Origin of the sequence: Pseudomonas sp. PD9R (genome assembly GCF_019200975.1) — a bacterium.
GTDB lineage: Bacteria > Pseudomonadota > Gammaproteobacteria > Pseudomonadales > Pseudomonadaceae > Aquipseudomonas.
Genome location: NZ_JAHTMR010000011.1, coordinates 77,568 through 94,484 on the forward strand (window position 1 = coordinate 77,568; position 16,917 = coordinate 94,484).

The window sequence follows — 16,917 nt, forward strand, 5'->3', positions numbered from 1 at the left end:
CCTCCCTCTCAGAAAAAAGTGAACGCCTCGCTGGCGTTCATTTTTTTGCTTACGTCAGGAAGCCGTGCTTGCCGCCCCACCTTCCAGCTTGCGCCACAGCAACCGCACATTCGCCTTGCGCACCAGGGCGCAGCGGTACAGACGAATCTCCAGCGGTACATGCCATTGCGGGCCACCGCAGACCACCAGTTCGCCCCGCGCCAGTTCCGCGCGCACGCTCAGCTGTGGCACCCAGGCAATCCCCAGCCCTTCCAGCGCCATGCTCTTCAAACTGTCGGCCATGGCGGTTTCATAGATAGTGGTGAATCGAAGAGCGCGCTGACGCAACAACATGTTCACCGAGCGCCCGAGAAACGCGCCGGCGCTGTAGGCCAATAGCGGCACGCTGGCTTCGCCTTCCAAATCGAATAACGGCTTGCCGTCCGCATCTGCCGCGCATACCGGCAGCATTTCCGTATGGCCCAGATGCATTGACGGGAAGATTTCCGGGTCCATCTGCATCGCGGCATCCGGGTCATAGAACGCCAGCATCAGGTCGCAACCACCTTCACGCAGCGCATGCACCGCGTCGCCGACGTTGGTTGCCACCAACCGTGTGGCAATGTTCAGGCCTTCGTTGCGGAGCTGGGCAATCCAGCGCGGAAAGAATCCGAGCGCCAACGAGTGCGCGGCAGCAACCTGCATCACTTCGCCCTGCCCGCCTTCCAGGTGATGAAGATGGCGCAGGACTTCGCCGAGCTGTTCAACCACGGTTCGCGCAGTGACCAGAAACAACTGCCCCGCCGCCGTCAGCTCGATCGGCGTGCGTGACCGATTGACCAGTTGCAAGCCCAATGCGGCCTCAAGGCTGCGGATTCGTCGACTGAAGGCCGGCTGTGTCACGAAGCGTCGTTCCGCCGCCTGGGAGAAGCTGCGGGTGGCGGCCAGGGCGCTGAAGTCCTCAAGCCATTTACTTTCAAGATTCATCACGTCCTCCCGGACACGCACCAATTTAGGTCACACGCTCGCCGTCAACACGGCGTCACATGGGCATTATGCCGAATGTGCATAGGCTAGTGTTTAACAGCATTGGCCCAAAATTCTCCACAAGCCTAGCATTTGCAGTGTTCCGGCACAGACCGGGTCCATATCGAGATGATTTCTATCATGTCCTCCGCTGCATCATTCCGCACAGAAAAAGACCTGCTTGGCGTACTTGAAGTACCGGCTCAAGCGTATTACGGCATCCAGACCCTGCGAGCGGTGACTAACTTCCGTCTCTCCGGCGTCCCGATTTCGCATTACCCGAAGCTGGTTGTCGGCTTGGCGATGGTCAAACAAGCCGCCGCTGACGCCAACCGCGAGCTGGGTCATCTGAGTGAAGCCAAGCACGCTGCCATCAGCGAAGCCTGTGCCCGTTTGATCCGCGGTGATTTCCACGAAGAGTTCGTGGTGGACATGATTCAAGGCGGCGCTGGCACTTCGACCAACATGAATGCCAACGAAGTCATCGCCAACATCGCGCTGGAGGCCATGGGTCACCAGAAGGGCGAATACCAGTACCTGCACCCGAACAACGACGTGAACATGGCACAGTCGACCAACGACGCTTACCCGACGGCGATTCGCCTGGGTCTGCTGTTGGGCCACGATGCCCTGCTCGCCAGCCTCGACAGCCTGATCCAGTCGTTCGCTGCCAAAGGTGAAGAATTCAGCCACGTATTGAAGATGGGCCGTACCCAGCTGCAAGACGCCGTGCCGATGACCCTGGGCCAGGAATTCCGCGCGTTTGCCACCACCCTCGGTGAAGACCTCGGTCGCCTGAAGACATTGGCACCTGAGCTGCTGACCGAAGTGAACCTGGGCGGCACCGCGATCGGCACCGGCATCAACGCCGACCCGCGTTACCAGCACCTGGCCGTTCAGCGTCTGGCCCTGATCAGCGGTCAACCGCTGGTTCCGGCGGCCGACCTGATCGAAGCCACTTCCGACATGGGCGCTTTCGTATTGTTCTCCGGCATGCTCAAGCGTACCGCGGTCAAGCTGTCGAAGATCTGCAACGACCTGCGCCTGCTGTCCAGCGGCCCACGCACCGGCATCAACGAAATCAACCTGCCGGCGCGTCAGCCAGGCAGCTCGATCATGCCAGGCAAGGTCAACCCGGTAATCCCGGAAGCGGTTAACCAGGTAGCGTTCCAGATCATCGGCAACGACCTGGCCCTGACCATCGCGGCCGAAGGCGGCCAGCTGCAACTGAACGTGATGGAGCCGCTGATCGCGTTCAAGATCTTCGACTCGATCCGCCTGCTGCAACGCGCCATGGACATGCTGCGCGAGCACTGCATCGTCGGCATCACCGCCAACGAAGAGCGCTGCCGCGAACTGGTCGAGCACTCGATCGGTCTGGTCACCGCGCTGAACCCGTACATCGGCTATGAAAACGCCACCCGCATTGCCCGTATCGCCCTTGAAAGCGGCCGCGGCGTGCTGGAACTGGTGCGCGAAGAAGGTTTGCTCGACGACGCCATGCTCGCCGACATCCTGCGCCCGGAAAACATGATTGCCCCGCGTCTGGTGCCTCTGAAGGCCTGATGCTTGTAGCACCGCTCACCAGGTCGAGGGACTAGACACCTCTCACCTTTTGAGGGCTTGGAGATCACTCTCCAGGCCCTTTTTTTTGGACCGAGAAAAGATCGCAGCCTTCGGCAGCGCCTACATAGTTCGGTGTAGGCGCTGCCGCAGGCTGCGATCTTTTGATCTTCCGTAACCCACGCGAACTCGAGCCCGTCAGTTAAAGTGCACAACGTGTGGGAGCGAGCAGGCTCCGCACACGTTATCTCTTGCGGAGAGCTCCACATGATTCCCACTACTTACCCTGCCGCCCAGCACGTCATGGTGCTCTACACCGGTGGCACCATTGGCATGCAGGCCAGCGCCCATGGCTTGGCCCCGGCGTCCGGTTTCGAAGCGCGGATGCGTGAATACCTGCACAGCCAGCCTGAACTGATCGTGCCGCAATGGCGCTTTCGCGAAATGTCACCGCTGATCGACAGCGCCAACATGACTCCAACGTACTGGCAGCAACTGCGAGAAGCGGTGGTCGACGCCGTTGATGTGCAGGGCTGCGACAGTGTGCTGATCCTGCACGGCACCGACACGCTGGCCTATAGCGCGGCGGCCATGAGCTTCCAGTTGCTCGGCCTGCATGCCCGCGTGGTGTTCACCGGTTCCATGCTGCCGGCCGGCGTGACCGACAGCGATGCCTGGGAAAACCTCAGCGGCGCGCTGGTTGCCTTGGGCCAAGGCCTGGCGCCGGGCGTGCACCTGTACTTTCACGGCGAACGGCTGGACCCGACCCGTTGCGCGAAGGTGCGCAGTTTCGGCCGGCATCCCTTCAAGCGACTGGCGCGTCAGGGCGGTGGCGTGAAGGCCCCTTCGCTGCCGACGCAGTTGAACTACAACCAGGACAAACAACTGGCGAAAGTCGCCGTGCTGCCATTGTTCCCCGGAATCGGCGCCGAATTGCTGGACGGCGTACTCAACAGTGACATTCAAGGCCTGGTGCTGGAGTGCTACGGCAGCGGCACCGGGCCGAGCGATAACCCGGCGTTTCTCGCCAGTCTGGAGCGAGCGCGAGACAAAGGCGTTGTCGTTGTCGCCGTTACACAGTGCCATGAAGGCGGGGTTGAACTGGACGTCTACGAGGCCGGCAGTCGCTTGCGTGGCGTCGGCGTGTTGTCCGGTGGCGGCATGACCCGTGAAGCCGCGTTCGGCAAGCTGCATGCACTGTTGGGTGCGGGGCTTGAATCGGCTGACGTTCGGCGCCTGATCGAACTCGATTTGTGCGGCGAACTGAGCTGAGCCTTGAATCTGAAAAAACCGCTGGAGCATAAATAACTACCACCTCCGCAGACTGGTGACTCCCTAGCATGGAAAACCCGAGGCTTGGCCTCGGGCAACTTCCATGACTTTGAAACGCAGGGATGCACGATGAGTACACCAGTCCTGAACTCCACGCAGTACAACACCGCCAGCCATAACCCTACCGACGCCCTGATCACCCAACTGAGCGTCGGCCCCGACCTGAGGGAAGTGGCGGCCGTGCTGCTGCGCCAGTCTTTGCAAAAACTGTATCCGGCGCTGGATATCGACCCCAGCATCACCATGCTCGGCACACCTTCGTGGGAGATTGTCGATGATGAAATCGTGGCGGGCCCCACCCACTATCAGGCCTTGACCGAAATCCTTGCCGATCAGACGGTCTATGCCGTTCCAGCCCTGTACATCGAGGGTGAACACTTCCTGGTCCAACAGCCGATTACCGAACCTGCGATTCATTTGCCGGTGCGGATCGACGAAATCGCCAACATGATCAATCTACTGGCCCCGGTGATGCTCACGGCCTTTCAGGAACAGCAACTGGCGTTCTGGAACAAGGCCGAAAGCAGCGCCGGTCCGCGCTGGCATGAACTCTCCAGTACGTTGCGCAGTTTCTGGGATATCGATACGGTCCAGGGCTGGGATAACGACGATTGCCGAATGGCGCGCAACTTGTTCCGCGCTCCGGATCCGACGAGTCGAAAGCGCGACGAACCATTTCCAAGCAAAGCCTGTCTGGTGAGTATCGACTTGATCGACGGCCAGAACGTGAAACACCTGAAGGAGGTGTCGATCGCGGTGCTGATCGGTACGAAACAGGGTCGCACCGTTGTCCTCACTCACTCATTGCTCAAAGGGTATGAACGGTTCGACTCCCTGGACCAACTGGGCGCAACACTGGTTGATCACTTCCGTCTGAATCCATCAACGCCCTACACGCAAATGCAGTGGAGGCTGGTGGAGCCTGACGGCAATTTTTTTGATTACCAGGCCTGCGCGTTAATTTCTATCCAGCTCGATGTCATCGGCACGCTTGATTTTTCCAACTTCAGACACGGCACGCCGAATCAACCGACCCTGCCGCCTGCGCCTGAGGTGAATGTTGATGAGAACGCTACAAAAACCGGGCCTGGCCTGGAATGGTTCAAAGACGCACTGCCTGACTGGTTGAGTTCGGCCCCCCTCCCGGATTTGAATAACTATTCCCGACACTTGAAGGACCTGGCGGCGTTGCACAGCCAGAATGCCGGCAAATCTTATCTGGAGGGTATTCCCTCCCTCCAACAGTACGCTTTGAAGGTATTGAACGATGTAATGAAAAAAGATCACCCCGACACCCTCCTGCCGGACCTGGACGGAATCGAAATTCGCGTCCAGAGCCTCGTCATCTGGGGCGCGTTCATCGTTCCTGGCAAGGTCGACACGTTCATCTTCAGCGTTGTCGATCTCGCGCTGCAGAACTTGATCGCCCTCCCTCTCGGAGACAAGAGCATCCATTCAACCAATGGCAAACCACTGCCCGCGTGGATGACCGTGGCGTACATAGAAGATCTCGTCAGCAAAGCCGATATCGGTGACAGCTACCCGGCACTGATCAAGAGCAAGCTGCTTCACGACCCGAAAGAGTCCTTGCGCCGACAGGCGTTGTACACCCAACACCTGCGAATCCAGCTGCCGCTGCTGGCCTTGCAATGCAAGATCCGCGAACAAGCCAACGTCGATGCTCGCGGCTACCGCTATGTCGTCGCCGTGATGGAACCGGAACTCGCCAACCGTGTTGTAGACGGCCAGTCCATCGTTATGCGCCCGCTGGCTTTCGTTCCCAAACGTCGAGTGGAGGGTTCGCAGGACGTGGTCGCCAACATGTTTGTGATTGGCCCAGAGGACCCGACCGCCGGCCCATGTCTGCTGTATCGGCCCATGCTCGACCAGCCATTGAGCCAATACCCGTCGCCATCGAACCTGTTGTATGCCATCCAGCAATCCCCCAGCCTGCGCGAATCGGTGCTGGCCTGGCTGCCAGATGATGTGCGCAGCGACTACGCCAATTACGTTTTTCCAGGGACGCTACCTTCCCCATGGGCCATCGCCGAGTTTCTGGTGGATGCCTCAAAACTGACGACGATGACCGGGCCCATGGCGCTGGGTGAGCAGACTCTGGACGAAGATTTGTTCGCGGCCCTGTTCAAGGCGAACGCCCATGCAATGGTTGAGCTTGCAGATCGTCAATCCGTTTCGAACGCCGAAAGCCGCTGGGCCAGTTTCAAGCACGCCGGCTGGATAATTTTTGGTGCCGTCCTGCCATTTTTGGGGCGCACTGTTGGTATCGCTGCCTGGATCTGGCAAATCATCGACCAGCTACAACAATTGCATGACGCCCAGGAACAGGGCGACGAGCAGGCGCAATGGGCCGCTCTCACCGACGTCTTGCTCAATCTTGGCATGGCGATCACGATGCATATCGCCACCCGAGGGCCCTCAGGCAAACACCAGGCAAGCTACAAGCCGACGTCTGAAGCGCCCATCACCGAAAAGCCAACGACAAAAAAAATCGAAGTCAAGCAACTGGCCGACAGCACCTTCCATGAGGACTCCAGCCTCCAGCAAAACCTGAGCATCAGCGGTGCAGTGAATCAGACACCCAACAGCCTGGCGAGCGTACTGGACCGATTCAAAATCCCCCGTCCCACCAACCTCGGCACCGCTAATACCGAAGCAGGTGCCTATCGGCACCTCTACGGTCTCAATCGAAAATGGTACGCCCCAGTGGGGCAAAACTGGTTCGAAGTCTCGGTGGATGACAACGGCACCATCGTGATCATCGACCCGAAGCAACCCACGCGTTCCGGGCCGGCCTTGATCAACAACCTGCGGGGTGAATGGTTCGTCGATACACGCTTGCGTCTGCGGGGTGGTGGATGGAAGAACCTGACGAAGGTGGCTGAGGCTCAAGCCACACTCAAAGCCATGGCCTTACGTACCAAACTGACGGCATTCGAGGGCCGCAAGGCGACTGCGCAAAAGGAACTGCAGCAAGCCCATCAAGCGATGGTCGACGCCACCGCCGACACCGCTCCGGCCAAACGCCAGCTGTATCTCCAGACGCTGGAATCCCAACAGGCAGACTATGCGACTGCGCTTAAGGATCTCAAAGCACTGCATGTCTTTTCGCCAACGGCGGACTACCAGCAGAAGGCGCTTGGCTACCTGAAGGCTCAACTGGAACTCATTCATACCGGTATTCGCGAAGCGCTCAACACATTCACCCCAAAACTGCGCTCCGTTCTGGATCATATCGAGCGTCAGGCCAAGTCCCGACAAGACCGTCACATCGAAGACGCTCGACAAATGAGCGAGATGAACCAGGACATGATCAGGCGCCTGAAACACATTCAGTCGCGGGTTGCAGAACTCAATACTTTTGAAAAGGAAGGGCTGCGTTTGATCCAGCAGACCCGAAAGCTGCTGCCCGCTTATACACTCGATGATCTCAAGGCCCTTCAGGTGACACTGGCACGCAACCTGTGCCTGCCCGAGCATACCGTTGCTACAGCGGCTGACGCCTGGACCAACATCGACCAGATCGTCGACACCGCCGACATCGCCGTTCAGGCACTGCGGGACACTTTGGATGAGCGCAGTGTGGCGCGTCTGGACGAACGGATCGATACCCTTAACGACCTGATCGAACAGTTCAACGTCATTGATGAACGCTTGATCGATTTCAATAAAGCGTTTGCCGCACAGGTCATTGAAACGCCGATGACACGCCTGCGCCAACAGCTCGATGAGTTCAACAAACGTGCCGCAAACAATCTGGTGCTGGTGCTCGAAGAAAGAGATGCATTGCGGGCCAGACCCTCACTGCCATTGTTCCAGCCAAGGCCGAAGATGAAGTTCATCAGGACGCGATACAACGGCGTCCTCATCGGGGAGCTGCGCCTGACCGCGTTGGGGTTGGAGACCGATCTGGTCGATATCCGATCACCCTTCACCAACAACGTCATCGCCACCTTCCATGAGAAAACCCCGGGAGTCTGGGTTGAGCGAGTGCAAACCCCTGCGTCTTCAGCAGTGGCTCCTGATCTGCAGCGCAGCATTAATGCGGGTCAGACTTTGCTGGACGGACTACCATCGTTCACCACACGCATGACTGAACAATTGAACCAGCCAGGCCGTTCACCGGGCGGGATCGAATACCTGTTTCATCAACAGGCCATGCAACTGGAGCAGGCCAGCAGTGCCATCGAACAGGCATTGACCGACCGCAATGCCACCGAAAGCACGACACGCTCGGCCGCGCAGGTAAACAAAGCGCTCAGCGATGCCGCTGAGCACCTCTACCAAGAGGCCACCGTCAACATGCTGAAGATGATCAAACAGCAGCCCCCTACACTCTCAGGTATTGAGTGGCTCATTGGTCAACAAGCCATCAGCATTGTGAAAACCATTACTCGACAAAGACTCAAAGGTGGCAAGACCCTTTATCTGGATCAATACACCCTCAGTGACCCCGCAACCCGTGAGGTGCTCTGGTATGCACATTTTATGTACTCCACCTCGTGGGTACCTTCCAAGGCATTCCTCTACGCACGCTTGAAAACCCCGCAAGAGCAACGCTTGGGACTGAGTGCGGACACCACCAAAGGTCTGAATGAGGCACAACGGCTTGCCTACTATCGCAGCATGATTGGCGTGGAGCAGGCCAAGCGGCTATTTTTCAAAGCTGGCTGACGCACCGGGTATTTGCTAACGACCAGCGCCCTTGCTCAGATGAGGGCGCTGATCACGGCACGCTCCTTGCTCCGTCTCGATCAAACACAGACGGGAATCCACCGATGCTTCACTCCCACCTCACGACGCTCAATGCGGTTTCCCTGGTGCTTGACGCCTTTAAAGCCCAAGGCTTGTCCGACGACGCCTTGTTGGCCGGCAGCGGCATCAGCGCGGCGGACTTGAGCCGGGCCGACACGCGCATCACCACCAATCAGGAAATGCAGGTCTGCGCCAACGCCGTCGCGCTCAAGCACGATATCGGCCTGGAACTGGGTCAGCGGATGCACGTTTCGTCCTACGGCATACTCGGTTATGCCTTGCTCACCTGTGCCACCTTCGGTGACGCTTTGCGTTTGGCGATGCATTATCCGGCGCTGCTGGGAACACTTTTCGAGCTGAGCCTTGAGGATGACGGTGAGCGCGTCTGGTTTGCCGCAGCTGACTACCGCGAGGCACCGGCACTGGCCGCGTTCAACGCCGAGTTTTGCCTGGTCTCGCTGAAAGTCACCTGCGACGACCTGCTCGGCCATCCACTGCCATTGCTCGCGACACGCTTCGAACACAACGCGCCCGACTATGAAGCGAGCTATGCCGAACATTTCAACTGTCCGCTGCACTTCGGGGCGCGGGACAATGCATTCGCTTTCGACAAACGCTGGCTTGAGCAACCGTTGCCGCTGGCCGATGCCATCACCCATCAAGCCATGGCCGAACGCTGTCGCAAACAGAATACCGAGTTCACTGGCCGCCAGGCCTGGCTGGGTCGGATTCGCCAATTGCTCAGCGCGCAATTGAATGCCGCACCCGGGCTTGAAGGGCTGGCCGAACAGATGAAATGTTCCGCGCGCACCTTACGCCGGCACCTCAAGGATGAGGGTTGCAGCTATCAGGAACTGCTCGATGAATTGCGCTTCGAACAGGCCAAGCAAATGCTCTGCGAAGATCAACTGCCGATCTACCGCATCGCCGAGGCGTTGGGCTTTAGCGAAACCGCAAGTTTCCGCCATGCGTTTGTGCGCTGGAGTGGCGTGGCGCCCAGCCAGTTCCGACCCTGAAGATCAAAAGATCGCAGCCTTCGGCAGCTCCTACATGGAATGCGTCCACCTGTGGAGCTGCCGAAGGCTGCGATCTTCTTATCTTCAGGGGGCGAATTTCGGTCAAATGTTTTGGCCATATCAATCCCCTTTTGGCCTTTCCTGCCGTTCTCCAAAACCGTGCGCACCGCAAGACTGTGCTCAACCGAATCAGCCTGCGGAGAACAAGAAAATGCTGACGATCTACTCGAACGATCACCATCTGCACCACGGCCGTTGTGAATTGATAGATGGCCAACTCAAACCCTGCTTCGAAATGCCCTCGCGTGCCGACCACGTGTTGGCACGGGTGCAGCAGCAGAATCTCGGCCCGGTAGAAGCCCCCAAGGATTTCGGTCTCGGCCCCATCGAGCGCATCCACAGCCGCGACTACCTCGACTTTTTCAAAGGCGCCTGGGCCCGCTGGACCGAGTTCAACACCGACGGTGACTTGCTGCCCTACACCTGGCCGGCCCGCACTTTGCGCCGCATAAAGCCCACCAGCCTGCACGGCGAACTCGGTTATTACAGCTTCGACGGTGGCGCACCGATCACCGCCGGTACCTGGCAAGCGGCGTACAGCGCGGCGCAAGTGGCGTTGACCGCGCAAGCGGAAATCCAGCGCGGCGCCCGCAGTGCCTTCGCCCTGTGCCGGCCACCGGGACATCACGCCGCCGGTGACTTGATGGGTGGTTATTGCTACCTCAACAACGCCGCCATCGCCGCCCAGGCATTCCTCGATCAGGGCCACAAAAAGGTCGCGATCCTCGACGTCGATTACCACCACGGCAACGGCACCCAGTCGATTTTCTACGAGCGCAGCGACGTACTCTTCACTTCGATCCACGGCCATCCGGAAGCCGAATTCCCGTTCTTCCTCGGTTATGACGACGAGCTCGGCGAAGGCGCGGGCGAAGGCTTCAACTTCAACTATCCGTTGGCCGCGGGTTCGGGCTGGGACACCTGGAGCGCCGCCCTGGAACAGGCCTGCAAAGAGATCGAAAACTACGACGCCGACATCATCGTCGTGTCCCTGGGCGTCGACACCTTCAAGGACGATCCAATCTCCCAATTCAAACTCGACAGCCCGGACTACCTGGCCATGGGCAAGCGTATCGCCGCCCTCGGCAAGCCGACCCTGTTCGTGATGGAAGGGGGCTACGCGGTGGAAGAAATCGGCATCAATGCCGTGAACGTTCTCGAAGGTTTTGAAAACGTTAACTGAGGAATTAAAACAATGAAAAGACTCAAGCGTTTTATCGTGCCCACCCTGAGCGCCCTGGTGCTCAGCGGTGCTGCACATGCCGAAGAACGAACGTTGCGCGTCTACAACTGGTTCGACTACATCACCCCCAAGGCTCTGGAAGACTTCAAGGCGCAAAACACCCAGACCAAACTGGTCTACGACATCTTCGACACCAACGAAGCGCTGGAAGCCAAGCTGCTGACCGGCAACTCCGGTTATGACGTGGTGGTGCCGTCCAACGTATTCCTCGCCAAGCAGATCGAAGCCGGTGTGTTCCAGCCGCTGGATCGCAGCAAACTGCCGAACTGGAATCACCTCGATCCCAAGCTGATGAAGCTGATCGAAGCCAACGACCCGGGCAATAAATTCGCCGTGCCGTACATGTACGGCACCATCCTGATCGGTTTCAACCCGGCCAAGGTCAAGGCAGCGCTGGGTGACAACGCTCCGGTGGACAGCTGGGACCTGATCTTCAAGGAAGAGAACATCAGCAAGCTCAAGCAGTGCGGCGTCGCGCTGCTCGACTCGCCATCGGAGATTCTGCCGCTGGCCCTGCAACACCTCGGCCTGGACCCCAACAGCAAGAAGCCTGCGGATTACGACAAGGCTGAAGCACTGCTGATGAAGATTCGTCCGTACATCACCTACTTCCATTCGTCCAAGTACATGGCCGACATCGCCAACGGTGACATCTGCGTCGCGGTCGGTTATTCCGGCAGCTTCTCCCAGGCCGCCAACCGCGCCAAGGAAGCCAAGAACGGTGTGGTCGTCGACATGCGCCTGCCCAAAGAAGGCGCACCGATCTGGTTCGACATGCTCGCCATTCCAAAAGGCGCGAAGAACCCGGAAGACGCCTACACCTTCATCAACTACTTGCTGCAACCGCAGGTGATCGCGCCGGTCAGTGACTTTGTCGGTTACCCGAACCCGAACAAAGACGCCACGGAACTGGTCGACCCGGCGATCCGCAATAATCCGAACCTGTACCCGACCGACGCGGCAATGAGCACGCTTTACACCCTGCAACCGCTACCGCGTGATGCCGAGCGCGCGCGCACCCGGGCCTGGACCAAGATCAAGTCGGGCACCTGATACAAGGCGGAAACCGAAGGCCCGCAGTGATGCGGGTCTTTTTTTGCCTGCGATATTTATCTACCACCTTGTGCACGCCCCCGCGCCCTACCTTGCCCTGACCCGGCGCTGTCCATCGACAGCGACCTCAACCCGTCAGAAAGGAAATGGCCATGCCCGAGACCTCTGCCCCCAGCGCAGTCGATGTATTGACTCAACTGGTGACCGGTCCTTCGATCACCGAAGTCGCGTCGACTGTTCTGCGCCCTGCACTCAAAGCCCTGTACCCGGACCTGGACATCGATCCGGCCTTGACCTTGGTCGCGACACCGAGCTGGATCACCCACGGCGATCAGATCGCACCCGGCGACAACCGGTTCGAATCCCTGACCGCTGCGCTGGTTCGGCTGGGTTTGTCCGGCACCACACAAGCCTGGATCGACGGAGAACACTTCCTGACCCTGCAACCGGGGATCGACCCGGCGACCCAGCTTCCGGTGAAAATTGAAGCCATCGCCTGCCTGCTGAACGAACTCGCTCCATTGCTGTTCATTGCCTATCAGGAACAACAGGTGGACTACTGGAACCAGCCCACCAGCCCTGAAATGCCGCGTTGGTATCAACTCTCGGACAACTTGCGGCAACTGTGGAACGTCAGCGAAACCAACAGCTGGGATGCCGACCAACGGGCCATGGCGCACGCTGTGTTTAACAGGCCGGATAAAGCGCAGCGATTACCCGGTGACATCTACAAGACCCGCGCCTGCCTGATCGACCTCGATTACGGCGACGGTACCGAGCGTAAACACCTCAACATTCTCGATACGGCGGTACTGGTCGGCACAGTAGGAGAACGAACGCTGGTCCTCACGCATTCAATCACCCAAGGCTTTCAGCGATTTGATTCCCTCGACGCGTTTGGCCGCTCGCTGCAATGGGCGAGTGAATCAGACAACGACGATATCCAGTTGCGCTGGCGACTGTTCGAACCGCAGGGGAATTTTTTCGATCATCAAGCCTGCACCTTGATCGCGCTGGAAGCGCAGGCAATAGGCTCGATCGATTTCTTCCAGCGCTCAAGCGATTCGATTGTCCTTCCGCGCCTCAATGCAGCCGGCGACCAGGACGCACTCCAGGCACAGCGAACCCCTCATTTCGAGCGACTGAAGCATTCACTTCCGCAATGGCTGGAAAACGCCTCGCCCGCCGATCAAAGCAACTACAGCCGCCACCTCTTGGATCTGGTGGTGGTACAGCATCAAAATGCCGGAAAAACCTTTCAAGGCGAGATTCCCGGCATCCAGCGTTTCACGTTGGATGCGCTAAGGAAGGCCGTCGGCCAAACACCCACGCCGGGCCGCGAGCCGAATCTGCAGTCCGTCGAAATCACCGTCAACAGTGTGGTGGTCTGGGGTACTTTCATTCCGCCTGGGCATGAAGAAACGCTGACAATGACGCTGGTCGAGCTGGCGTTGCAGAACCTGATCGCCCTGCCGCTGGGGAACAAGTCGGTACGCTACCGGGACAACAGCGACGTGCCGTCATGGATGACCCCGACCTATCTGGAAAACCTTGTCACCACGGCCAACATCGGCGAAACCTACCCGGCCATGCTGAAAAGCCGTCTGCTCGACGACACGACGCAAGCCTCGAAGCTGCAACAGCTTTACACCCGCCAGCTGCCCATCGAACTGCCCTTGCTGGCGCTACAACACAAGATTCGCGGCGAAGCGGGGATCGACGATCTAGGTTACCGCTATGTCGTGGCAGCGCTGGCACCTGAGCCTGCGGACCGGAAAGTCGAAGGGCAAGACATCGTGATTCGACCATTGGCATTCATCACCGCCGACCACGCAAAACGTGCCGCCGATGAAGTCGTCAATATGTTCGTGATCGGCCCGCAGCAACCGGATAAAGGACCCTGTCTGCTCTATCGGCCACTGCTCGACCCACCCCTGATTCAGTACCCGTCCCCGGCCAACTTGCTGTACGCAATCATGAACTCACGGGCGCTGCGGCAATCGATTCTGGCGTGGCTACCGGACAGCGTCCGCTTCAACTACTCACAGTACGTTTTCCCTGGCGCCCTGCCCTCGATCTGGACCGTACCGCAATTGCTGGTCGATCCCGGCGGCTCCGCGCTACTGACCGGGCCGGTTGCGCTGGGCGGGCGAGTGATCGATCAAGACGTCCTTGCGACCTTGTTCAAGGCCAATACTCAGGCATTGATTACCCAGGCTGACCGCCAATCGGTGTCCAACGCCGAGGCCCGCTGGACCACCCTCAAGCGCGGCGGCTGGAACCTGTTCAACGCCGCATTGCCGTTTCTGGGGCGTAGCGTGGGTACGGCGGCCTGGATCTGGCAGATCATGGATGATCTACAGGCAGTAGCCGATGCACAGGAGCAGGAACAGAAACCACTGGCCTGGTCAGCGCTGGCGGACCTTTTCCTGAGTCTTGGCATGGTGCTCGCCCATCGGGCGGCGGTTGGTGCAGCGCCTAAACGGACGCCTGGCGCCCACTCCGCAATTGGCCAGTCCGAACCGGAAAAGCCCCGACTGAACAGCATCACTGCAACCCGGCTGCCGGACATCGCGACCCATGAACTGCCCACCCACCACGAAGCATCACTGCACACCGTCGGTGCAATCCATCGCTCCCGCCCCAGCCTTGGTTCCTTGCTGGACGAGCTGAAAACCAGCCGCCCACAAGCGCTAGGCGCTCCGGCCACTGAAGGTGCGTACAAGCATCTGAGCCGTGACGGGCAAAAATGGTACGCCCGGGTCGGCGAGCGCTGGTTCGAGGTCGAACTCAACGACAACGACGATGTGCAGGTCATCGACTCTCGCCAGCAACCACCGCGCACAGGTCCGCTGCTGCAAAGCAACGCCCGTGGCGAATGGTTTATCGATCTGCGGCTGCGGTTGCGTGGTGGCGGGCTGAAAAGTCGTCGTAAGGAACTGCAACGACAGAACCAGGAGCAACTGCGTAAAAAGAAAGAAGAAATAGCGGCGTTTGATGCCGGACTTGAAAATAATCGGACGCAACTGTTCAACGCCCGGCGCGCCATGCTGGAGGCTACACCCGAGACCGCCGACACTGCCCGCCAGCAATTTCTCGACATGCTCGATTCGCAAGTAACGGACTACAGCACTCATATCGAAAGCATCAAGGCACTGAATGTCCTTGAAGCCGTTCCCAACTATCGCACCGCCATGGTGGATCGGCTGTCGTTGCAACTGTTCCTGATGCAGGCATGGCTCGATGAACGATACCCGGTATTTCGCGAAAATTTGCGCACCACACTCGAGCTACTCGACAGCGGATCTACGCGCGACCGTGCCAGTCCCTTTGCGACGATGATTGATCTCACTCAAGGGATGATCGACAAAATCGAGTTCGCGCATTCGCGATTCGAAGAGCTGAGCCTGTTGGGCAAGGAAGCTGCCGAGGTCAGTCGTCAGTACAAAGCCAAACTGCCAGCGTTTTCATTGCAGGATCTCAAGCTTCTGCAAATCACCCTGAGCCATGAACTTTGCCTGAAGGAGGGTATGACGCAGCCCAGGGAACAGGCCCGTCTGGCGCTGGAAAACCTGATCGAAGACGCCTCGCTCAACATTCAAAGCGCTCTGGATCTGCGTACGGAAGAGAGTCTGGACCATCTCGGCGAACGCATTGAGGCGCTGAGCAATCTGGTGGAGCAGTTCACAATCATTGACCAGCGATTCCTCGACATCAGCACTGAATTCCCGGAGATCATGATTGCCGAACGCCTTGAACAGCTGCGTAAAAACGTCGATGAGTTCAGTCAGGGCACGGTGACGCAACTGTCGGCTCTGCTGCGTGAGCAGCGCCTTGTGGAGCCAGCACCCGGCCCTTCAAAAGCGCCGGTCACGCCGGTAAAGAAAATCATCAAGACCCGTTACAAAGGCACGCTCGTCGGCAAAGCGCGGCAAAGTACCAGTGGCGAGGACCGTCACCTGGTCGATGTGGTGGCACCACTGACGGGCAAGGTCATTGCTACCTTCCATGAAAAATCGCCGGGGGTCTGGGTAGAAAGACTTCCAGGTAAACCGGCAAACCCCGTCAAGGCAAGACCCGATCTGCCCAATAGCCTCCAGGCTGCCCAAACCTTACTCGATGAACTGCCCGCGTTCACCCAGCGTACTCAGGCACACATAGCCCGAGCGATCCGAATACCCACGGAAATCGAGGAAATCTACTATCAGTACGCCACTCGCCTGCGCGATGCCGTGGAAAAAATCGATCAGGCCCTGACGGCCAGCAACACCACCGAAAGCCATACCAAGTCCGCCGCCACGTTGCGCCACCAACTCGACAGTGCCGCAACTGCGCTCTACGCCAAGGGCCGCACGACGCGAATAGAGATGACCAAACAGCAGGCACCGACCGCAGCGCGGGTCGAGTGGCTCATGGGCAAAGATGAAGTGCTGATCCCCAAAGCCACCCAACGCCGCCGGCTCAAAGGCCCGCGAAAAGACTATTTGCTGGAGTACGAAATTCTCGACAAAAAAACCAACAAAGTGCTGTGGTACGCGCACTTTCACTACGCCAACGCCGACGACCCACTGCCATCCTTTACGGCGGGCCACCTTAAAACCGTTGATCAACGGCGACTGGGCGGCGCCTTTGATTGGCGCGATACCCGCAGTAATCAGGAACTGATCGCCATCCACCGAAGTGCCATCAATCGCTCCCTGGCTGCGGCGTTGTTTTTCTCCTGAGAAGCAGATCAAAAGATCGCAGCCTGCGGCAGCTCCTACACCGATCCAGGTAGGAGCTGCCGCAGGCTGCGATCTTTTGATTCGGCTCTTGCAGGTGAAGTTGCGCCCTATATATATGTACCACCTGACCCGGTTTGCGCCCGCGTAC

8 protein-coding genes are annotated in these 16,917 nt (G+C 58.8%); 7 read left to right on the top strand and 1 reads right to left on the bottom strand.

The genetic code is table 11. From position 1 onward, the window contains the following. Positions 1-54: 54 nt before the first annotated feature. Positions 55-966: a LysR substrate-binding domain-containing protein gene (locus KUF73_RS20650; RefSeq protein WP_218439883.1), complete on the bottom strand. Its 912-nt coding sequence runs from the start codon at positions 964-966 to the stop codon at positions 55-57. Positions 967-1,146: 180 nt separating this feature from the next. Between KUF73_RS20650 and aspA the strand changes: the two genes are divergently transcribed. From aspA to KUF73_RS20685, 7 genes are all read left to right on the top strand, one after another. Then, complete coding sequence (gene aspA / locus KUF73_RS20655) at positions 1,147-2,571, top strand: aspartate ammonia-lyase (protein ID WP_218439884.1); 1,425 nt, start codon at positions 1,147-1,149, stop codon at positions 2,569-2,571. Between the two features lie 264 nt (positions 2,572-2,835). Then, entirely contained in the window at positions 2,836-3,840 is a 1,005-nt protein-coding gene (locus KUF73_RS20660) for an asparaginase (protein ID WP_218439885.1), read from the top strand. A gap of 129 nt (positions 3,841-3,969) precedes the next feature. Further along, the gene (locus KUF73_RS20665) at positions 3,970-8,592 is read left to right on the top strand and encodes a hypothetical protein (RefSeq protein WP_218439886.1); all 4,623 of its coding nucleotides are present in this window, start codon (positions 3,970-3,972) and stop codon (positions 8,590-8,592) included. Positions 8,593-8,696: 104 nt separating this feature from the next. Next, on the top strand, positions 8,697-9,689 hold the full coding sequence (locus KUF73_RS20670) for an AraC family transcriptional regulator (RefSeq protein WP_218439887.1): 993 nt from the start codon (positions 8,697-8,699) through the stop codon (positions 9,687-9,689). A gap of 211 nt (positions 9,690-9,900) precedes the next feature. Continuing rightward, the gene (locus KUF73_RS20675) at positions 9,901-10,932 is read left to right on the top strand and encodes a histone deacetylase family protein (RefSeq protein ID WP_218439888.1); all 1,032 of its coding nucleotides are present in this window, start codon (positions 9,901-9,903) and stop codon (positions 10,930-10,932) included. Positions 10,933-10,944: 12 nt separating this feature from the next. Further along, positions 10,945-12,045 (top strand): polyamine ABC transporter substrate-binding protein, encoded by a 1,101-nt coding sequence (locus KUF73_RS20680; RefSeq protein WP_218439889.1) that lies wholly within the window; start codon positions 10,945-10,947, stop codon positions 12,043-12,045. A 152-nt stretch (positions 12,046-12,197) separates the two neighbouring features. Continuing rightward, the gene (locus KUF73_RS20685) at positions 12,198-16,769 is read left to right on the top strand and encodes a dermonecrotic toxin domain-containing protein (RefSeq protein ID WP_218439890.1); all 4,572 of its coding nucleotides are present in this window, start codon (positions 12,198-12,200) and stop codon (positions 16,767-16,769) included. Positions 16,770-16,917 lie beyond the last annotated feature (148 nt).

What these genes read in the sequence shown, in the direction of transcription:
- KUF73_RS20670 (WP_218439887.1), top strand. Translation starts at nt 8,697, where the DNA reads ATGCTTCACTCCCACCTCACGACGCTCAATGCGGTTTCCCTGGTGCTT.
- aspA (WP_218439884.1), top strand. Translation starts at nt 1,147, where the DNA reads ATGTCCTCCGCTGCATCATTCCGCACAGAAAAAGACCTGCTTGGCGTA.
- KUF73_RS20650 (WP_218439883.1), bottom strand. Translation starts at nt 966, where the DNA reads ATGAATCTTGAAAGTAAATGGCTTGAGGACTTCAGCGCCCTGGCCGCC.
- KUF73_RS20685 (WP_218439890.1), top strand. Translation starts at nt 12,198, where the DNA reads ATGCCCGAGACCTCTGCCCCCAGCGCAGTCGATGTATTGACTCAACTG.
- KUF73_RS20660 (WP_218439885.1), top strand. Translation starts at nt 2,836, where the DNA reads ATGATTCCCACTACTTACCCTGCCGCCCAGCACGTCATGGTGCTCTAC.
- KUF73_RS20680 (WP_218439889.1), top strand. Translation starts at nt 10,945, where the DNA reads ATGAAAAGACTCAAGCGTTTTATCGTGCCCACCCTGAGCGCCCTGGTG.
- KUF73_RS20675 (WP_218439888.1), top strand. Translation starts at nt 9,901, where the DNA reads ATGCTGACGATCTACTCGAACGATCACCATCTGCACCACGGCCGTTGT.
- KUF73_RS20665 (WP_218439886.1), top strand. Translation starts at nt 3,970, where the DNA reads ATGAGTACACCAGTCCTGAACTCCACGCAGTACAACACCGCCAGCCAT.